Here is a 19,689-nt window from a genome sequence, read left to right on the forward strand (position 1 = left end):
CAATTAAACGATGAGAATTCGGACCAGGATTCGGGCATTGTGCGCATACTGGCAAAGGTTTTGATTGTAATTAGTGAACGATAATTGTCATACCAATGAAACTAACCCTGGAAACGACGCAAAAAGAAGTAGAAATTGTTCAGACGGCCCAAACCCGACTCGTGAACGAATTGAAAGGAAAGCCCGACGTACTGGCAAAATGGGGTATCAACCAAATTGATCTCGGTCGGATTGAGCGGTTTCGGGATACCCTTCGTTCGGCTCCTTTGACCGAATAAGGCAAACGCTTCTACTAATCAGGTGGATCAGGTTAAATAAACGGTCGTTGGTCATGATAGACAGGAAGTTGATGTGACTTTTGGCGGAATTCTGCGTCTAATTGGGTATGAAGATACTCCTGTTTATCATTCTCCTTCTACCCGGATTAAAACTGGTGGACTATGCCGTTGAGCAGTCGGCCCGGCTGGATGAAAAACCGGCACTTGCGGCAAAGTCCGTGGTCTCCGATCGCTCGGATGTTTACCTCCACTTGCAGCGTGAACAAATCGGCGGTAAGGAACAGTATTTAAAAACCAATGGACGTGGTAAGCTGATTGCCAAAGGCCTGATCGTATCGCTGGTCGTCATTATTTCGATTGGATTGGTTCGCCAACGAAGTATGCGCTAATTGTTTTAATTTTAAATTGCCTGATTATCAACAGAGTTGAAGGAATTCCAGCAGGGAAACTTTGTTAATTTTTTGAAAAAAATCAGGAACATTAATAGCAGGGGCAATAGTAAACATTTTGCAGTTTTCAAAGTAATCGTTTCGTCAACAATCTTGTAATTATTACGTTCGTATTGGCAGGAAGAAATAGCGTTTTATCGGCTTTATAAAAGTGCCAGATATAAACTGCTCAAAGTTTTATTTTTTTATATTGACTGTCTATACTTTACCTGATTAATAACTTTGATAATTGACATAATTTTTATCATTCGACCGTAAAACCGTTTAATTACATTTCTTATTTATGTTCAATTTTTATAAATTTTAAAGATATAATCATTTTTATTTTCAAATCCGTATGCAATAACGGTTATTTATAACGCACTGATTTTTAAGGAAAAAATATTTGCAAAATTCTTTTTTTATAATTTAAATTGGAGCCATCATTACTTGCGATCGAGTGGTATTTTTTCTGTTTAATATACTCTATCAGAACAATGAAAAATATTAAAACATTGACTCCAGACGAAATTGAACAGCTCCATTATTTCAGCCAACAAAAAGAAGATTCCATCGTTAAAAAGCGTTGCCAATGTATTCTCTTCAGTTATTACGGGATGCGGGTAAATGAGTTAATGCACTTTTTTGACGTAGATCGTCGCAGTATTTATAACTGGCTCATTCGGTGGGAGAAGGGGAAGATACAAGCCATGCAGGATAAACCGGGGCGTGGATTGAAACCAAAACTAAGCATTGTTTGTCAGGATCAGGTCGAATGTGTCCAGCAAGCGCTTTACATTCATCCGGAGGACCGCAGCCAGCGGTTGGGACACGTAAATAATTTACTTTCCAAACCCGTTAGCTACGATACCTTACGTCGTTTTGAACAAAAATTGCGGACAATTGGCAGTTGATGATACACAAATCAAATAGATTTAGAATCAGCACTTTACGGGTCGGTTAAGACGTTAACAACAGATAAAGTCGTATTCGGTTTGGTTACTTGTCCGGGTTATCCGAAACGTTTCGCTCCAAAACGGGCATTACACTTTCGTAACTTTTTTGATTTTCCTTCCCTGAATGAATCATTCCCGGTAAAACAAACCCCAGCAAGACTGCTGGGGCTGTCTAATCGAAACGGTATTATAAAGATAGACAGATTGACAGCGCTATCTCTCTGCAAATCTTTAGGTTGCGTTAAAGTAATACCTCCATATTACTTCGTATTGCATAGAGGCAAATGTATCTTGATGCTGTCATCTGTTTTGTAGATAGAAAGCCAATGTTGACCTGGCGGATAAAAAAACGCCTGCGAATTGGCTTTTTCAAAATCCACCTTACGACGAAAAACGACTGGGTAGACCCGGTTAAGCCCGAGCTTTAGGTATCTATATCCGTTCATTAGAGCGGTTAACAAATTTAGATCCGTATGCTAGGGTGGATGTCAGGTAAAAAAAAGATGCCACGAATCGTTCGAAACATACGACAGAATCTGGGCGTTTTCACTGTTCTGACTGGCGGAGCAATGCTCCTGCTGGCGACGGATCATCCGAAAAAAACGAACGCTCCAGACCGGCAGGCGGCCAATTGGAAGCTGGAAAATGCGTTTCCGAATCTGACGTTCAGCCGTCCCGTAGAATTTACACCGGTGGGCGACAACAGCAACCGGATTTGTATAGTGGAACAGGAAGGTCGGATTCTGGTTTTCGAGAATACCACCACCGCAAAAAAGGCAACGGTTTTTCTGGATGTTCGAAACAAAGTTTCTTCCGAAGGAGAAATGGGACTGCTCGGACTGGCTTTTCATCCTGACTTCCGAAACAACGGCTATTTTTATACCTACCACACCAAACGAAAACCGCTGGAAACGGTCATTACGCGGTATAAGGCTTCGACGGCGGGCGAATTGGTGGTGATTCCGTCCAGCGAAACGGTTGTTTTGCGGTTCGACCAACCCTACGACAATCACAATGGTGGAAAAATTGCCTTCGGCCCCGACGGCTATCTTTACATCTCGACCGGCGACGGCGGAGCCTGGGGCGACCCACACGGAAATGCTCAAAACCGATCGTCCTGGCTGGGCAAGATTCTGCGCATCGACGTCAACCGATCGGAAAAAGGGAACTACGGAATTCCGTCCGATAATCCTTTTTCCGGAAACCAGGAAGGACTTCGGGAAGAAATCTATGCCTACGGACTTCGCAATCCCTGGCGGTTTAGTTTTGACCGGAAAACCGGTCAGATGTGGGCCGGTGATGTGGGCCAAAATCAATTTGAAGAGATCGATATCATTACCAAAGGTGGCAACTATGGCTGGCGATTGAAAGAGGCCAGCGTCTGTTATAATCCCCGAAAAGACTGCAATCCGGGTCATTTAATCGAGCCAATCCACCAATATTCGCGGGACGAGGGCGTATCAATCAGCGGGGGTGTGGTTTATCGGGGTACCCGTCATCCGGATTTGTTGGGAAAATACCTGTATGCGGATTACGTCAGCGGCAAAGTCTGGGCATTAAGCCACGAAGCCGGAAAAAAAACCGACAATCAGCTTCTATTGGCCGCTGGCGGTACCATTTCGGCTTTTGGGGAAGATGCAACCGGCGAAGTATACCTGCTTGATCATCAAGGAACCATTCAGCGGCTGGCCAGCCAGAACTAAGAAAAACCAGTTTCAAAGTCAGAAAATACCACATCTAATAATCATTTGGGATGGAGAACCGTAAATGGCCTACCAGATTGTTACATGGTGCAAATGATAGATCATAGTTTGTGCAAACGTAATCAGGATGAAGGTATAAAACAGCACACTGAACTGTGCGGAGCAAGTATGGCCCCGGCTGTCGGTAACGATCTGCATTTTTCGCCATTGGGCATTGCTGGGCAAATGCCCCTGTTCAGGTAGTCGATACGACCGGAATTGACCTGTTGCTGGCGAAAAAACCGTTGTTTACCGGAGCGAAGCACAAGCCCCCCCGCAAAAGGCTCAAATCTTTGTTCCATTTGGCAGCCATGTCTGCGACGCGAGCCAAGGGCGAATTACAGGACTGGTACCGACGCAAAGTGGCCGAGGGAAAAGACAGCGGGGCTGCCCGCGCGGATGCTGGTTCTTATGTTCGCAATAATGGGACTGCCCACGCGGTGATTCATCGTATCTATGCCGTGATCCGCCGGGGCGAAAAATATGACAAAAATTATGCGCTATCTCTTGCATAAACCATAGAAATCGGCTGGCACCCTTCGCCAGTTTAGTTACGCCCCCAGTTGAGTGGGACAATTACTGAAGAAAGTGAAATGGAGTCGGCAGAATCGGAGCGCCAATGCGACCACAAATTAAAGCGCGCCAGCAAAATAGCGTTGAACAATGGCGTAAAGGATGCTTATCCGAAACTGGACGACGTGTGGTTAATTGAAACGAAATGGAGATACCTTCGTTTCCGGATTTAAGTCGTCGATGGCTCCGAATGATTCAATTTTAGTTTAATTGGCACGATTTTATGGGAAGATTACACAAAATCGGGACTCAATGCGATTCTTTTACCTCTTTTTTCTATTGCCTTTTACACTCTTTGCCCAACCGAAAGGCTGGCAGGAAATTACGATTTCTGATGGTCTGTCGCAAGGCATGATCTACGACCTTGAACAGGATCGGAAGGGATTCATTTGGGTGGCGACCAAAGATGGTCTTAACCGCTATGACGGGCATAATTTCAAGGTATTCACCCACGACCCCTATAACGATTTCAGTCTTTCGAACAACCACTGTTCGGCGCTATTGATCGACAGTCACCAGCGGCTTTGGGTGGGTACACTCAATCAGGGACTTAATCTTTTCGATGATCGGACCCAGCGGTTTTACCACATCAACATCAACGATCAGACTACTTCGAATGCGAGAAATTACGAGATACATACGCTGGCCGAAGATCCCGACGGCGCCATCTGGGTGGGCTTTACCAATAAGTTCTTTAAAATCAGTTTGCCACCATCACTCCGAACCAATTTCCCCAATCAAGCTGATTTTACGGGCCAAATCCAGCTTAAATCGATCAAGGCAAACGAGAAAAAGACCGGGGCGTCGTCCCTTTATTTCCATTCCCGACCGGAAGGACAAGGGTTTATGGATGTCACCTCTGGGGTTTTTTCGTTCAACTGGCAGTATCCATCGCAGGCAACCAAACTGGATTTGAACGCTTTCGATGAAAAGGCGCGGCAGAGCTTTTGGTTTGCCACGACCAACGATCACTTAAAAGGCTGGTATAAGGGGATATCGAAGACTATTACGCTACCCTCAAAAAAGCATTTAGGCCTGCAATTGTATGCCTTCGACACCAGGACCATTGCCGTTGCCACCTCTGATCATTTGTGGCTAATGTCACCCGAGCAGCTTTTCCAGCAGGATAGCCTGACTGCCCGCACGGCCTTCGTCGCTTTTCCACCGAATGTTTACAGAATTACCTGTATCCTGAAAGATAAAACTGGTACGATCTGGTTCGGTACCAGCGGCTACGGCCTGCGAAAATTCAATCCGAAAATCAAGCAATTTCATTCGTTTTTAGCCAATACATCGCTTTCAAATCTATACATTGACCGGCAGAAGCGGACCTACGTGCGCGGTGAATTTGCCTATGCGGAACTGGACCGGACCAATGACCGGTTAGTGCCTTTCCTGGACCCGAATCTACCCGAAGCCGACAGGCGGCAACGCTTCCTCATGCAGGATCGGGCTGGTTATTACTGGGTTTCCAACGTTCATTTTGAAACCCATAAAAATTATTTATTCAAATTCTCGCCGGATTGGCAACTGCTCAAAAAATACCCGCTGCCAGAAAACATCACCTTTGGGTATTTTGGAAATCAGACCATGGAGGATCAGACGGGAAATCTCTGGATCGGCGCGACCAACGGCAAACTGCTCCGGTTTAACCCCCGGACCGAAGCGTTTCAGGTGTTCAGTTACCAATTCTTATTGCCACAGAGTGGTGCGGCAGTCGAAACCTACGCGTTGCATGTGGATCGGTCGGGGACGTTCTGGATCGGGACTCAGCAAGGGTTGGTCAAAGCCCGGCAGCCTCAGATTAATCCGGCTTTTTCCATCTATAAAAACACCAAAACCGATCGGCAGAGCCTGAGCAACGATTTTGTTTCGAGCCTGATCGACGACCCCAACCAACCCGACCGCTATCTCTGGGTGGGAACCAAAGGAGGAGGACTTGAGCGGCTGGACAAACAGACGGGGCTGTTCGAACACTTCACCGAAGCCCAAGGATTACCCAATATAGTGGTCTATGGTATTCTGGCCGATAACTCTAAAAGCCTCTGGCTGAGCACCAACCGGGGCCTGAGTCAGTTCAACCCCAGAACCCATCAATTCCACAACTACACCAAAGCCGACGGCTTGCAGGACGATGAATTCAATACCGCTTCGTTCTTTAAAGCCACTTCGGGTGAATTGCTCTTTGGGGGCGTCAATGGTTTGACGGCCTTCCGGCCCAAAGAAGTAAAGAGTACGAGCCAATATAAACCATTGGCCAACATCATCGGGTTAAAAATCAACAACGAAACCATTGAGGTGGGGAGCCCGGGCGGTATTCTCTCCCAGGCCATCGAACACACTCAAACGCTCGAACTGGCGCATGATCAGAACCTGGTCACACTCGAATTTGGGGTAATGAATTACATCAATTCGGCCAAAAACCGCTACCGGTATCGCCTGGAGGGTATCGACCGGGATTGGGTGGAAGCCGGGAATAACCGCTTCGCCAACTACGCCCAACTGCCCGATGGTAATTACCGGTTTGCGATGATGGGGTCGGCCGATGGCGAGGTCTGGAGCAAACCCGTCGAGTTACAGATCCGGGTTCATCCGCCCTTCTACCACACCTGGTGGGCTTATTTCATCTATCTTGTTATTTTGGCAATCATTGGCTGGCAATTTTACCGGTTTCAGATGCAGCGGTTTGTCCTCCAGCAACAGGTTGTTTTTGAGCAGAAAGAAGCCAGTCGTCTGGCCGAACTGGACGCGCTAAAAACGCAGCTTTTTACCAATATTTCCCATGAATTCCGCACGCCGTTGACCCTGATTCTGGGTCCCCTCGAACAGGTGGTTCAGGAATATGCCCAGGATAACCGTTTTCCGCTCATTCAACGGAACGCCAAACGGCTACTGAGTCTGATCAACCAGGTGCTTGATCTGAATAAACTGGAAGCGGGCCAGCTCAAACCCGAAGGGCAATTCGGCGACTTGGCCTCCTTTTTTCGCACGCTGGCCAGTTCGTTCGAATCGCTGGCTGAAAGTCAGGCTATTCAATTTACGTTTGTGCAAAATGCGTCTACCCTGTGGGCCGATTTTGACTCGGATAAAGTCGAAAAAATCGTAACGAACCTCCTGTCGAACGCCTTCAAATTTACACCCTCCGGTCAGGTGGTTCGAATGAACGTACACTACCCGGACCAACCCGGAACTGGTGAACTGATTCTGACCATTCAGGATACAGGTATTGGAATTGCGCCAACGAATCTGGGGCGCATCTTTGAGCGGTTTTACCAAGTCGATGGCAACTCCAACCGGTCTTACGAAGGGAGCGGTATCGGCCTGGCTCTGGTCAGTGAATTGATCCGGGTCCTGAACGGCACCATCGACGCCACCAGTGCCGAAGGGGTTGGTACAACGTTCACGGTGACGCTGCCGCTGATCACGAAAAATGCGGAAGTAGATCCTATCCCGACCCGGTTTCAGGCCAGCGTTGGACAGGAACGACGAAACGACCGAAGTGCCGTTTCCGAACCGAGCCTGCTCATCATCGACGACAACGCGGATATCCGGGCGTATGTGCGTAGTATTTTTGAAACCGATTACAAGATTATTGAAGCCGTCGATGGCCATGAAGGTCTGGAAAAAGCTACGACTATCCTGCCAGACGTTGTCATCTGCGACCTAATGATGCCCCGGCTTGATGGCTTCGGTTTTTGCCGGACGCTGAAAACACAGGAAGCCACCAGCCACATTCCGGTGGTGATGTTAACCGCCCGGGCCACTGTCGAAAACCGCATCGAGGGGTTTGAACTAGGGGCCGACGACTACCTGACCAAGCCTTTCAACCAGATCGAAATTGCGGTCAGGGTACGGAACTTAGTGCAGAAACAGACCCGGCTGCAGGCGTATTTTGGTGGCATGGCACGGGCTATTCTTCCGGGCGATGAGGCAACAAAAACGAAGGAGGAAGCTTTTTTGCTAAAAGCCAAAGCGGTCATCGAACAACACCTGGTCGAAAGTGGGTTCGGCGTTGAACAGCTCAGCGAAGAACTGAATTTGAGCCAGCAGCAACTGGTCCGTAAACTGAAAGCATTGACCGGCCAAACCGCGGTAGAGTTTATTCGGAACCAGCGTCTGGATCACGCGGCTGATCTTCTCCATCGGGGCACTCACACCGTGTCGGAAGTAGCCTATCAGGTGGGCTTTGAGAGTTTGTCTTATTTTACCAAAGTGTTTCAGAATAAATTTGGAGTCGTCCCTTCGGCCTACCGGCAGACCTGAGAAGCGGTCTGTAAATTCGATTAGAAACCCGCCCCGCAAGGGTTTTTTTTGTGCCTGAATAGGTGATTTAATGAAAATGAGCAAAGGAATGAAGAATTTGAGTTAACGAGAATTGGGCATTTGAAATCAACTTTACCCCCGATTTACTTCCGTATTTTTTATTTTTTTTCTCACCCAACTTTATGCGAAACGATTACTTTTTTCGACTTCTTGTTTTGATTCTGGTGCTATCCGGGCGAGTGCTCCCGGCCCAGAATCCCACCCTCACCGCGGTTTCGCCTACGCCCAACTCCCACAACGTGCCGCGTTATAGCCCGGTCGGAGTTACCTTCGACCAATCCCTGGCTCCTGGTTCAGCCGCGGCCCTGAAGGTGTTCAGCAACCAACGGGGTGGCCTGCGCTCCCAGGGCGGCACTCCGGCGACCGTCAATGGCAATCAATTGCAGTTTACACCAAGCAACTACGACTTTAAAGCCGGAGAGCGGGTGGATGTCACCGTAACGACGGCTGTGACGGCTACGGGAGGGGGTACACTGGCCACACCGAAAATCTTCCAGTTTGTGACGGCGACCGGCGGCCTGGGGCAGGGCAACTTTCGGCCTGGGCCAAACGTGAGCGTTTCGGGAAGCTTTCCCAATCATCCCGTGTTGGGCGACCTGGATGGAGACGGTGATCTTGATCTGATCACCGCCCAATTGTCAACCATTTCAAACCGGTCGGTAACGGTTAGCTTCAATGATGGAACAGGGGCTTTTAGCGGTTCGACCGATATTGTCGTTGGCGATTTTATCACCGATGTCGTGCTGGGTGATATTGATAGTGATGGCGATCTGGACTTTTTGACAACCAATGGATATGAGCCGATCAACAGTGTCAGTATACGACTCAATGATGGTACCGGAACTTTTACCGAAGCGCCGAGTCTGGCCCTGGGTACAAATTTATGGAGCCTGACGTTGGGTGACATCGACGGTGATGGCGATCTGGATTTGCTCGCGATGGCATCTGAAGCCTTTGGCAACGCGACCGTATTTGTCCGCTTCAACGACGGCACTGGCACTTTCAGTGGGAGTGACAGCTATATCACCTCATCGGCCACTTCTGATGTCGCCTTTGCCCGGGATATTACCTTATGTGATGTGGATAAAGATGGTGATCTCGATTTTCTGATGCCCAGACAGGCGTATAACGCCGTTTTTGTCTATTTCAACAACGTGAGTGGCGTTTTCAGTCCCGGCTCCCCAGTGAGTGTGGGCAACGATCCCCAGAGCATTGCTACCGGTGATTGGGACGGTGATGGCGACGTAGATCTGGCCACTGCCGACCGCCTGAGCAATTCCATTAGTATTCGAATTAATGACGGGCAAGGCGTCTTTGGCGGTGCAACGGCGCTTCCAGTGGGCGAACAACCCAACACCGTGGTGACGGGGGATATTGATGCCGACGGTGACCTCGACCTGCTTTGTTCGAATAGTAATAGTAGGAATGTATCAGTTTACCTCAACGATGGCTCCGGTACGTTCACGCGCCCGGCTTTCAATCCATCCCCTGGTTCGCCGGGAGAGGGTATCGTGTTGGGCGATCTGGATGGTGATCTGGACCTGGACTTTATCTCGACCAGGCCGGTGTCGGTTCGTTTTAATGAGATGGTACCGGTTGCCCTGACGAATCCTGCCATCAATTCAGGCGTCAGCCAACAGCCTTTTAACCAATCTTTTACGGCTTCCGGAGGCAATGCTCCCTACACCTTCTCGCTCATCGGGGGGACATTGCCAACTGGCCTGACGCTGGCCAGCACCGGCGTCCTATCGGGTACGCCGACGCAAACCGGCAGCTTTACGCTCACCGTCCAGGTGACCGACAAGAACAGCTTTTCAGCGCTGGCCAGTAGCCCTTATGTACTAAGGGTGGTTCCGGCAGTATCGGGCTCGTTCGATGGATTTATTTATGGAGCTGACTGCGCCACGTTCCGTGGGTGGGCCTGGGACCGCAACAAACCGAATAATCCAGTCATCATCGATATTCTTGACGGGGTGACCGTCGTTGCGACCCTTTCTGCGGATGTTTTTCGTCAGGATTTGCTCAGTGCCGAGAAGGGCAACGGGCGGCACGCGTTCTTCTGGCCCATTCCTGATGCGTTGAAAGAAGGTTTGCCACACAGCCTCTCGGCGCGGATCACCGGCAATCCATTTGTTTTGAAGGATTCTCCTAAAGCCCTGATCTGCACGCCCAATTACGAACCCGAATACAACCAGTCGCCCCAACCACCGGTTCCCACCGTGCTGATTGCTCCGTTGGTAGCCCAGGTAGGCGTACCTTTCTCGGGAACCCTGGTAGCCTTCACAGATCCTGAAGGGACCGAACTGACCTATTCCCTGAGTGGTTTGCCCGATGGACTAAGTTTGAGCATGCCGGGTCGGGTTATCAGCGGAACCCCCACGGTGGCGGGTTCCTTTGTGCTGACCTACCAGGCCACCGACGATGATGGGGCCAGCAATAGTGTAAGTTTTGTATTGACGGTCAATTCGGGGGGGGCTACGACGGTTAGCGGGGATTTTGAAGGTTATCTGGACAAGCTCGATTGTGGAGGCATTCGGGGCTGGATCTGGGACCGTAAGAAACCCAACACCCCATTGACCGTGGAGTTCTATCTGGATGGAAGTGGGACGGTTTTAGGAAGTGCCGTTGCCAATATCTACCGGCAGGATTTGAAAGATGCCAACAAAGGCAATGGCGCCCATGCCTACAACTTTACACCACCAGGTAGTGTGGTCAACGGCACGTTGATTCGGGCGCGGGTATTGGGCAGCACATATGACTTAAAAGGATCGCCCAAGGCGTATCAATGTACACAGGCCCGCATGTCGGCAGAAACTGGTTCGTCGATACAGGTGGCCGTGTTGGGCAATCCGGTTTCGAATCAGGTGGCGGTAGAAATTCGGGGAGCGGAAGGCCAGCCGCTCCGGTTGCAGTTGACCGATGCCAGCGGGCGGCTGATCAGCCAGCGATTGATCGAAGTGGCCAAACCGTTCGAGCACCAGACGCTATTGGTGCCGCAACAACCAGCGGGATTGCTCTTTCTGCAGGTCAGCAGTGGATCAAAAACGGTGACGCTAAAAGTACTGAAACAGTAGGGATTGAGTAAAACAGTGCAAACCCGAAAAAGCGCGTGGATATCGGTTTTGCGGATGATGTGCTGAAAGCACCCTGTTTGCTGGATTGGACTTCAAAAGCGGATCCTGGCCACACGAAAACGCCGGAAACCGTCAACCGCTTAGAATTGGGATATGAACTGGATTCTAATGATGCGTTGATGAAGCCGATCCCGCCTTCAATGGATAAGTACATAACCGCCGAAACAGCCGCCAACAAAGGTGGATCCGTACTATCGATTAAATCCCGTTTACCGACGTATTTAAAAAATCCGGTTTCGGGCCTGGCCTTGTGTAGCCAGCCAGGGATCAGCCCGAATAATAAGGATAGCCAGGCCAAAGGCAATCCGAAAGTATTGTTCAGGAATGGAATGATCAGCGGCAAGCCCACGGCCATCCATATAACCGGAAGCCGGAGCTTGATCTGGAACGGATCGAATAACTTGGTGGATTCGGTGTATCGGCGCTTTGAACGCTTTAAGGAAAATACGTTTATGTTAAGTAAGGTGGTATCCTTAACGCCCGCCGACCTGGCCACGTTTTCCTTCAGTAAGGTTCACATTAAAGGCGTAAATTACCTGGTGGGATCGATGAAGCTGGCGCTGGTGAAAGATCAGCGGGTGATTCCGGCCGAACTGGAATTATGGCGGGTGTCAGGCGGGATCCTGGCCACTGGAAAGGCCTGGCTGGAGCGATCCGGCCAGGCTTTCTTATTTGGCGAATTGCGGCAATTAAATGGGCGTTTTTATTTTCTTTTTGGGCGCTTCAGCCTTCCAGAATGCCTTTAGTTTCGTCAAAGTGGCTACGTGGCCATCCCGTATATATTTCGCTTCCATCGCTCGTTTACTTCCGTTAACCAGAACTTCAGAAAGTCATTTTTGGAAGTAAAGGAATGATATACTTCGATCAATTTATCCAGCGAAAGCTTCTTTTCGGCCATTCGATGGGCCTTGAAAATGTCGTTCAATTTTCCCATTTCGGTATCAATGATGATCTTAAAATCATTGAAATCCGGATCGTTTCTTTTTCGGGGTAGGATCTGGCCAGCCTTTTTATCGAGGAAAGCCGGTGGCCAGGAAAGCTTCAATTTGATGCGATCATGTTTGTCATCAATGGCAACATAGAGGTACAGGGCGCTTGTGCCGTCGGTTTTAACGTACTCGTCTGTAATGGTGAGCTTTTTAGAGAAGTCTTGCTCCCATTCTGAAAATATTCTGAAAATGGACAGGGAAAAATGGGTTAAAAAGTCATTCTGAAAATGATTATAAAAAGAAAAAGTGCCAATGCGAGCTTTATTGGCACTTTTCCGATATGTTCGTGGTCCCACCGGGAATCGAACCCAGATCTAAAGTTTAGGAAACTTCTATTCTATCCGTTGAACTATGAGACCAGAAAAAAACTGTCAGGTCGTGACGACCTGACAGGTGTCGTTGAAGGTAATTGGCGCAAAAATGCTTAGAAATCTGTTATTTACCAAAATTGCCGCTATCATCAGCCTGCTCGGCCCAGTCGCCCAACGGAACCTCCAGCCAGTTGGGATAGATGGCGTAATGCTTCTCTTTCACCATGGTATACAACAGGTTACGCAGCTCGTCGAGATTCTCGCGTGTTTCGGCGGAAATAAAAACCACGTGCTCGGCTTTCTGTGTCAGGTACGTTTTTTTCAGATAATCCAGTGCGGTTTGTTTCCGGATGGCCACCGGCAGATCGTCGTCGAAATCATCTTCCGGGTGCATCCATTCGTCGCGGGGTTCAAACTGATCTATTTTGTTGAAAACCAGTACCGTTGGTTTTTCGCCAGCCGGACCACCGACGCCGATTTCCGTTAAAATATCGTTGACAATTCCGATGTGTTCCTCAACCGATGGATGGGAAACATCGACAACGTGCAACAAAATATCGGCTTCGCGTACCTCATCCAGCGTCGATTTAAACGCTTCGATCAGCGTAGTGGGCAGTTTGCGGATAAAACCGACGGTGTCCGTCAGCAGAAACGGGATATTGCCCAACACCACCTTGCGAACCGTCGAATCGACCGTTGCGAACAGCTTGTTTTCGGCAAAGACGTCCGTTTTGGCCAGCGTCCGCATCAAAGTCGATTTGCCAACATTCGTGTAGCCCACCAGTGCCACGCGCACCAGCCGGTCGCGTTCTTTACGACGCGTAAAGCTCTGCTTGTCAATTTTTTCCAGTTTTTCTTTCAGGAACGCGATCCGATCCTGCACAATCCGGCGATCGGTTTCGAGTTCCTTCTCACCCGGTCCCCGTGTTCCCACCCCGGCTTTCATCCGGCTTAAGTGGGTCCACATCCGGGTCAGACGCGGATACATATACTGATACTGTGCCAGTTCAACCTGCAGTTTAGACTGGGCCGTTTGCGCCCGCATCGAAAAGATGTTCAAAATCAACAGGCTGCGATCCAGTACTTTAATATCGGGAAGAGCCGCTTCGAGGTTTCGAACCTGCGAGGGCGTCAAGTCATCGTCGAAAATAACCGTATCGACCGGATTGTCGATCAAAAACGTATGGATTTCTTCTAACTTTCCTTTGCCAACGTAGGTTCGGGTGTCGGGCCGGTCGAGTTTCTGAACAAACGATTTTACGGTAATAACGCCCGACGTTTCGGCCAGAAACGCCAGTTCTTCCAGGTATTCCTGCGTTTTTTCGGCCGACTGCTTTTGCGTCACCAAGGCCACCAGAACTGCGGTTTCGGGCTGTTTATGTGTTTCAATCATATGGAATGGAGTTACAAGGTAGGGAACACGCGAACGGTGGTTTTGGTGCCGGAATGCACGCAAAAGCCCTCCCGGAACGGGTCCAGTTACCTTAATTTACTTACGAGAATAAGGAATACAACCGTTGAATACAAATACGGTTTTTAGCGAAAGCGGAAGGGGCCGAAATCGGCAAACATTTTCATGGGCGTACTACTTTAAGCAATGCAAATTTAACAAACTTTTCTCAAAAAAATAATACCGTTTCCTCAAACTTCCTTTTTCGGAAAAAATCTTTCCGTACATTTGCCGTCTCAAAGCTAAAAGCCGATGACCACTCTCACCCGCTAAGGGTCTTTTCCGCTTCTTATTCAACCGTCCTGTCTGACTGACCGACGGTCTGAAATCCTTTATTCAAGCTGTTTCTTTATTCGGCGATTCGGTCGCCCGTTACTTCTTTTTTCATTCATGACGAAATTTATTCGCCTGTTACTGGACGCATTGCGCGGTACAGAAAGTAATTATACATCCGGTAGCATCAACCGGGCCATTTTCATGCTGTCGGTTCCGATGGTGCTGGAGATGGTCATGGAATCACTTTTTGCGGTTGTCGATGTCTTTTTTGTGGCTAAAATCAGTACCGAAGCCGTTGCCACGGTGGGTCTAACCGAGTCGGTTCTGACGATTGTCTATTCCATTGCCATCGGGTTGAGCACCGCGGCTACGGCCCTGGTTTCGCGTCGGGTGGGCGAAGGAAACGCCCGCGAAGCCGGGAAATCCGTCGCGCAGGTCATTCTGGTCTCCATTGCCGTCGCGCTGCTGATCGGAATTCCGGGGGCGGTTTTTGCCGAAGATATTCTCCGGGCAATGGGCGGTGATGAACCACTCATCAGCCGGGGCTCCGGTTTTACCCGACTCATTTTCGCCAGTTCACCAGCCATCATTCTACTGTATACGTTGAGCGGTTGTTTGCGGGGCGCCGGTGAAGCCTCTACGGCAATGCGCTCACTCTGGATTGCGAATGGCCTTAATATCCTGCTGTGCCCGGTTTTTATTTTCGGCTGGGGACCGGTTCCCGCAATGGGCGTCATCGGGTCGGCCATTGCCACCACGATTGGGCGTTCGGCGGGGGCCATTTACCAGCTATACAGCCTGATGCGAAACGGCCGGGATGTGCAGGTTCGGGGGGCAGATTTCCGGCCCGATTACGGAATTATCCGTAACCTGCTCAGCATTGCTGCCGGTGGAACGGCGCAATTTCTGGTGGGTTCGGCTAGTTGGGTGTTCCTGACGCGTATACTCTCGACGTTTGGCAGCGACGTGGTAGCGGGTTACACCATCGCGATCCGGATCATGATTTTTACGATCATGCCGTCCTGGGGCATGGCCAACGCAGCCGCAACGCTGGTGGGCCAGAATTTAGGCGCCAAAAAACCGGATCGGGCCGAAACCTCCGCGTGGCGGGCGGCTTTTTGCAACATGCTGTTCCTGTTGGGCGTCGGTATTTTATTTTACAGTGCCGCAGCCGAGATTGTCGGCATTTTCAATCGCGAACCGAAAGTGGTGGAAATCGCCGTTAAATGCCTCAAGATCTTTTGCCTGGGCTACGTCTTTTTCGCTTACGGCATGGTAATCAGCCAGGCACTGAACGGAGCGGGGGATACCCGAACGCCAACACTGATCAACGTTGTCTGCTTCTGGCTGATTGAAATTCCGCTGGCCTATCTGCTGGCCAATACGCTCGGCTGGGGACCGGAAGGGGTTTTCTGGTCGGTTGCCTTCAGCGAATCGTTGCTGGCGGTGATTGCGGTTTTGGTGTTCAGAAGAGGCCGGTGGAAACTGGTACAGGTGTAAGTTGATTTATGGAAATTGACCAGAGGACTCCTTTAGCGTGTACTCTGGTCAATTTCATTATGCGATTGAACCTATGGGGGTAACTTTCAAAACCGGGTTTTATAAAGGGGCGAAATCGAATCGATACTGCAATATTTCACGAAAAACCAGTCTTTTCCGATGAACATTCGGTAAATCCTGCTTTTTTCAAACTTTTCCCTAAACTTGCTGTATTGTTCACCAATTTCAAAAACCCATCCTGCATTTTTGGGACTTATGAAAGATTACATTCGCCCGATTAAACGCCTGCTCGTCGCCAACCGGGGCGAAATCGCCATCCGCATCATGCGGGCCGCCACCGAGTTGGGAATTACGACCGTCGCCGTCTACACCTACGAAGACCGCTATTCGCTGCACCGCTACAAAGCGGATGAAGCCTACCAGATTGGTCGCGACGATGAACCCCTGAAACCGTACCTGAATATTGAAGGCATTATTCAACTGGCGAAACACAAGAAAGTGGATGCCATTCACCCCGGTTACGGTTTTTTATCGGAGAATGTGACGCTGGCACGCCGATGCCGGGAAGAAGGTATCATCTTCGTAGGTCCCACGCCGGAAGCGATGGAAGCATTGGGCGATAAAGTACGGGCCAAAAACCTGGCGACTACGGCGGACGTGCCGATGATTCCCGATAGCCGGATCGATATATCAGACTTTTCGGTCGCTATTTCGGAAGCCAAACGGATCGGTTTTCCGGTGATGATCAAAGCCGTGGCCGGTGGCGGTGGGCGTGGAATGCGCGTCGTTCGGCAGGAGGAAGAATTTGAAAAATCATTCAACGAAGCCCGCAACGAAGCCCGCAATGCGTTCGGCGACGATACAATATTTCTGGAAAAATTCGTCGTTGATCCCAAACACATTGAAGTGCAGTTGCTGGGCGATACACACGGTAATATCGTTCACCTGTATGAACGGGATTGCTCGGTACAGCGTCGTTTTCAGAAGGTTGTGGAAGTGGCGCCTTCATTTGGCTTAAAACAGGAAACCAAGAATAAACTCTACGAATACGCCCTGAAAATCGGTCGGCAGGCGAATTATTCCAATGCCGGAACGGTCGAGTTTCTGGTCGATAAACAGGAGAATATTTACTTCATCGAAGTCAATCCGCGGATTCAGGTTGAGCACACGATTACGGAAGAAGTAACCGGGATCGACCTCGTTCGGACGCAGATTTTGATTGCGATGGGGTATAAATTGTCGGACAATGGAATTTACATCAACCACCAGGATGAGATTCCGCTGAACGGGTACGCCATTCAGTGCCGGATTACCACCGAAGACCCGGCCAACGGTTTCCGTCCCGACTTTGGAACCATCATTGCCTACCGCAATGCCGCCGGTTTTGGCATTCGTCTCGATGAAGGCAGTTCGTATCCCGGCGTAAAAATTTCGCCGTATTTCGATTCCATGATTGTGAAGGTGTCGGCGCGGGGACGCACGCTCCGGGGCGCAACCCAACGGCTGAAACGGGCACTGGTCGAATTTCGGATTCGCGGGGTGAAAACCAACATTCCGTTTTTGATGAATGTTATCGATCACCCGATTTTTCAGGCGGGTGATGCGCGGGTTTCTTTTATCGAAAACCATCCCGAACTGTTCGACCTCCGCAAACCGAAAGACCGCTCGACCCGGGCGTTGAATTACCTGGCGGATGTGATTGTCAATGGCAATCCCGAAGTCAAGGTAAAACCGGGTTCCAAAGGGCCGGCCCAAAAATTCCGCACGCCGGTTGTTCCGGTTTTTGATCAATACGGAGCTTATCCCAAAGGAAACAAGGACCGCCTGACGGAACTGGGGCGTGATAAATTTGTCGCGTGGGTGCGGGAGCAGAAACCGGTTTTGTATACCGACACAACTTTCCGCGACGGCCACCAGTCGTTACTGGCTACCCGTGTTCGGACCAAAGATTTGCTGAATGTCGCCGAAGGATTTGCCAAAAACCACCCGGAACTGTTTTCGATGGAAGTTTGGGGGGGAGCTACCTTCGACGTTGCCATGCGGTTTTTGCACGAAAGCCCCTGGACACGGCTGAAGAAATTCCGCGAAGCCATGCCGAACATGCTGCTGCAAATGCTGTTCCGGGGTTCCAACGCGGTGGGTTATTCGGCGTATCCCGATAACCTGATTGAGAAATTCGTTGAAAAATCGTGGGAATCCGGCATCGATGTTTTCCGGATTTTCGACTCGCTGAACTGGGTCGAAGCCATGAAGGTCAGCATCCGGGCCGTGCGCGAACGAACCGATGCGCTTGCCGAAGCCGCGATCTGTTACACCGGCGACATGCTGGCCCCTGATCAGCACAAGTATACGTTGCAGTATTACCTCGACATGGCCCGTCAACTGGAAGACGAAGGTGCTCACCTGCTGGCCATCAAGGACATGGCCGGTTTGCTGAAACCGCTGGCCGCCGAAGTACTGGTACGGGAATTGAAACAGGCCGTCAGTATCCCCATTCACCTGCACACGCACGATACGTCCTCGATTCAGTCGGCAACCTATTTGAAAGCCGTCGATTCGGGCGTTGACATCATCGACTGTGCCCTGGGGGCGTTGTCCGGGTTGACGTCGCAGCCGAACTTTAATTCGGTGGTGGCTATGTTGCAGGGCCATGAGCGCGAAAGTGCGATCGATCTGAACTCGCTGAATGCCTATTCCAACTATTGGGAGGACGTACGGGAATGGTATTATCCGTTTGAGTCGGGTATGAAAGCCGGTAGTGCGGAAGTGTACCAGAACGAGATTCCGGGCGGTCAATATTCGAACCTGAAACCGCAGTCGATTGCGCTCGGTTTGGGTGATAAATTCGAAACCCTCAAGAAGAATTACGTTGTTGTAAATAAGTTGTTTGGGGATATCGTCAAGGTAACTCCTTCGTCGAAAGTAGTGGGCGACATGGCGTTGTTCATGACGTCGAACAACCTGACAGCTGAGGATGTCATCAAACGCGGTGCGTCGCTTTCTTTTCCGGAATCAGTAAAAGGATTTTTCAAAGGTGAATTGGGCCAGCCATACGGTGGTTTTCCGCATGACATTCAGGAGATCGTCCTGAAAGGTGAAAAACCGCTCACCGGGCGTCCGAACGAAAAACTGGCCCCCATCAATTTCGAAGAAGACTTCAAGAAATTTGAAGAACAGTTTCCGCAGAATGAAGGCTTCCTCGATTACCTCTCGTACCAGATGTACCCGAAAGTATACGAGGAGTATTACAAAGCCATTGAAGAACACGGTGACGTCAGCATCATTCCGACTCCGGCCTTTTTATACGGGTTGAAAGAGAACGAAGAGATTCTGATCGAAATCGATGCGGGTAAAAATATTCTGGTGCGCTTACTCTACGTGTCCGAACCCGATGAGCAGGGCATGCGGACGGTTACGTTCGAGCTCAACGGCCAAAGCCGCCAGGTTCAGGTGCGCGACAAATCACAGAAGGTTGATTTTCAGGCCAATGCGAAAGTGAGTAAGGATGGTGACGTTGGCTCGCCTTTGCAGGGACGTTTGACGAAAATCCTGGTAAAACCGGGCGATGTAGTCACCAAAAACCAGCCGTTGTTCGTCATCGAAGCCATGAAAATGGAAAGTATTGTGGCCGCTCCCAAAGCCGGAACCGTCAAGCAGGTGGTTCTGAAAGAAGGCATGGTGGTGGTGCAGGATGACTGGGTAATTGAATTGAGCTAGTAAATCGCGAGG

12 protein-coding genes and 1 tRNA gene are annotated in these 19,689 nt (G+C 49.9%); 10 read left to right on the forward strand and 3 right to left on the reverse strand.

Going from position 1 to position 19,689, the window contains the following annotated elements; genetic code table 11:
* Positions 1–95: 95 nt before the first annotated feature.
* The 8 genes from EHT25_RS00925 to EHT25_RS00960 all read left to right on the forward strand — a co-directional run bounded on the left by EHT25_RS00925 (position 96) and on the right by EHT25_RS00960 (position 12,180).
* The gene (locus EHT25_RS00925; RefSeq protein WP_124869261.1) at positions 96–278 is read left to right on the forward strand and encodes a hypothetical protein; all 183 of its coding nucleotides are present in this window, start codon (positions 96–98) and stop codon (positions 276–278) included.
* Positions 279–385: 107 nt separating this feature from the next.
* Positions 386–667, forward strand: coding sequence for a hypothetical protein (locus EHT25_RS00930; protein WP_124869265.1), 282 nt, complete (start codon positions 386–388; stop codon positions 665–667).
* Between the two features lie 536 nt (positions 668–1,203).
* Positions 1,204–1,620: a helix-turn-helix domain-containing protein gene (locus tag EHT25_RS00935; protein WP_124869268.1), complete on the forward strand. Its 417-nt coding sequence runs from the start codon at positions 1,204–1,206 to the stop codon at positions 1,618–1,620.
* Positions 1,621–2,165: 545 nt separating this feature from the next.
* The gene (locus tag EHT25_RS00940; protein WP_124869271.1) at positions 2,166–3,365 is read left to right on the forward strand and encodes a PQQ-dependent sugar dehydrogenase; all 1,200 of its coding nucleotides are present in this window, start codon (positions 2,166–2,168) and stop codon (positions 3,363–3,365) included.
* A gap of 350 nt (positions 3,366–3,715) precedes the next feature.
* On the forward strand, positions 3,716–3,919 hold the full coding sequence (locus EHT25_RS00945; protein WP_124869274.1) for a hypothetical protein: 204 nt from the start codon (positions 3,716–3,718) through the stop codon (positions 3,917–3,919).
* 310 nt (positions 3,920–4,229) lie between these two features.
* Complete coding sequence (locus tag EHT25_RS00950) at positions 4,230–8,240, forward strand: hybrid sensor histidine kinase/response regulator transcription factor (protein ID WP_124869277.1); 4,011 nt, start codon at positions 4,230–4,232, stop codon at positions 8,238–8,240.
* 182 nt (positions 8,241–8,422) lie between these two features.
* Positions 8,423–11,374 (forward strand): FG-GAP-like repeat-containing protein, encoded by a 2,952-nt coding sequence (locus tag EHT25_RS00955; RefSeq protein WP_124869279.1) that lies wholly within the window; start codon positions 8,423–8,425, stop codon positions 11,372–11,374.
* A gap of 35 nt (positions 11,375–11,409) precedes the next feature.
* A complete protein-coding gene (locus EHT25_RS00960) occupies positions 11,410–12,180 on the forward strand; it encodes a hypothetical protein (RefSeq protein ID WP_124869282.1) in 771 nt (256 codons plus the stop codon).
* 14 nt (positions 12,181–12,194) lie between these two features.
* Here the strand turns inward: EHT25_RS00960 and EHT25_RS00965 are convergent, their stop codons facing one another.
* The 3 genes from EHT25_RS00965 to hflX form a co-directional block, all read right to left on the reverse strand.
* Positions 12,195–12,719, reverse strand: coding sequence for an Arm DNA-binding domain-containing protein (locus tag EHT25_RS00965; protein WP_185731247.1), 525 nt, complete (start codon positions 12,717–12,719; stop codon positions 12,195–12,197).
* A tRNA-Arg gene (locus tag EHT25_RS00970) sits at positions 12,711–12,782 on the reverse strand. Before EHT25_RS00970 ends, EHT25_RS00965 begins: the two co-directional genes overlap by 9 nt.
* 76 nt (positions 12,783–12,858) lie before the next feature.
* Positions 12,859–14,127: a GTPase HflX gene (gene hflX, locus EHT25_RS00975; RefSeq protein WP_124869290.1), complete on the reverse strand. Its 1,269-nt coding sequence runs from the start codon at positions 14,125–14,127 to the stop codon at positions 12,859–12,861.
* A 447-nt stretch (positions 14,128–14,574) separates the two neighbouring features.
* Here hflX and EHT25_RS00980 point away from each other — a divergent pair, with 447 nt between their 5' ends.
* Entirely contained in the window at positions 14,575–15,960 is a 1,386-nt protein-coding gene (locus tag EHT25_RS00980) for an MATE family efflux transporter (protein WP_124869294.1), read from the forward strand.
* A 255-nt stretch (positions 15,961–16,215) separates the two neighbouring features.
* Positions 16,216–19,677, forward strand: coding sequence for a pyruvate carboxylase (locus EHT25_RS00985; RefSeq protein WP_124869297.1), 3,462 nt, complete (start codon positions 16,216–16,218; stop codon positions 19,675–19,677).
* Positions 19,678–19,689 lie beyond the last annotated feature (12 nt).

Origin of the sequence: Larkinella rosea, from assembly GCF_003858635.1 — a bacterium.
Classification (GTDB): Bacteria; Bacteroidota; Bacteroidia; order Cytophagales; family Spirosomataceae; genus Larkinella; species Larkinella rosea.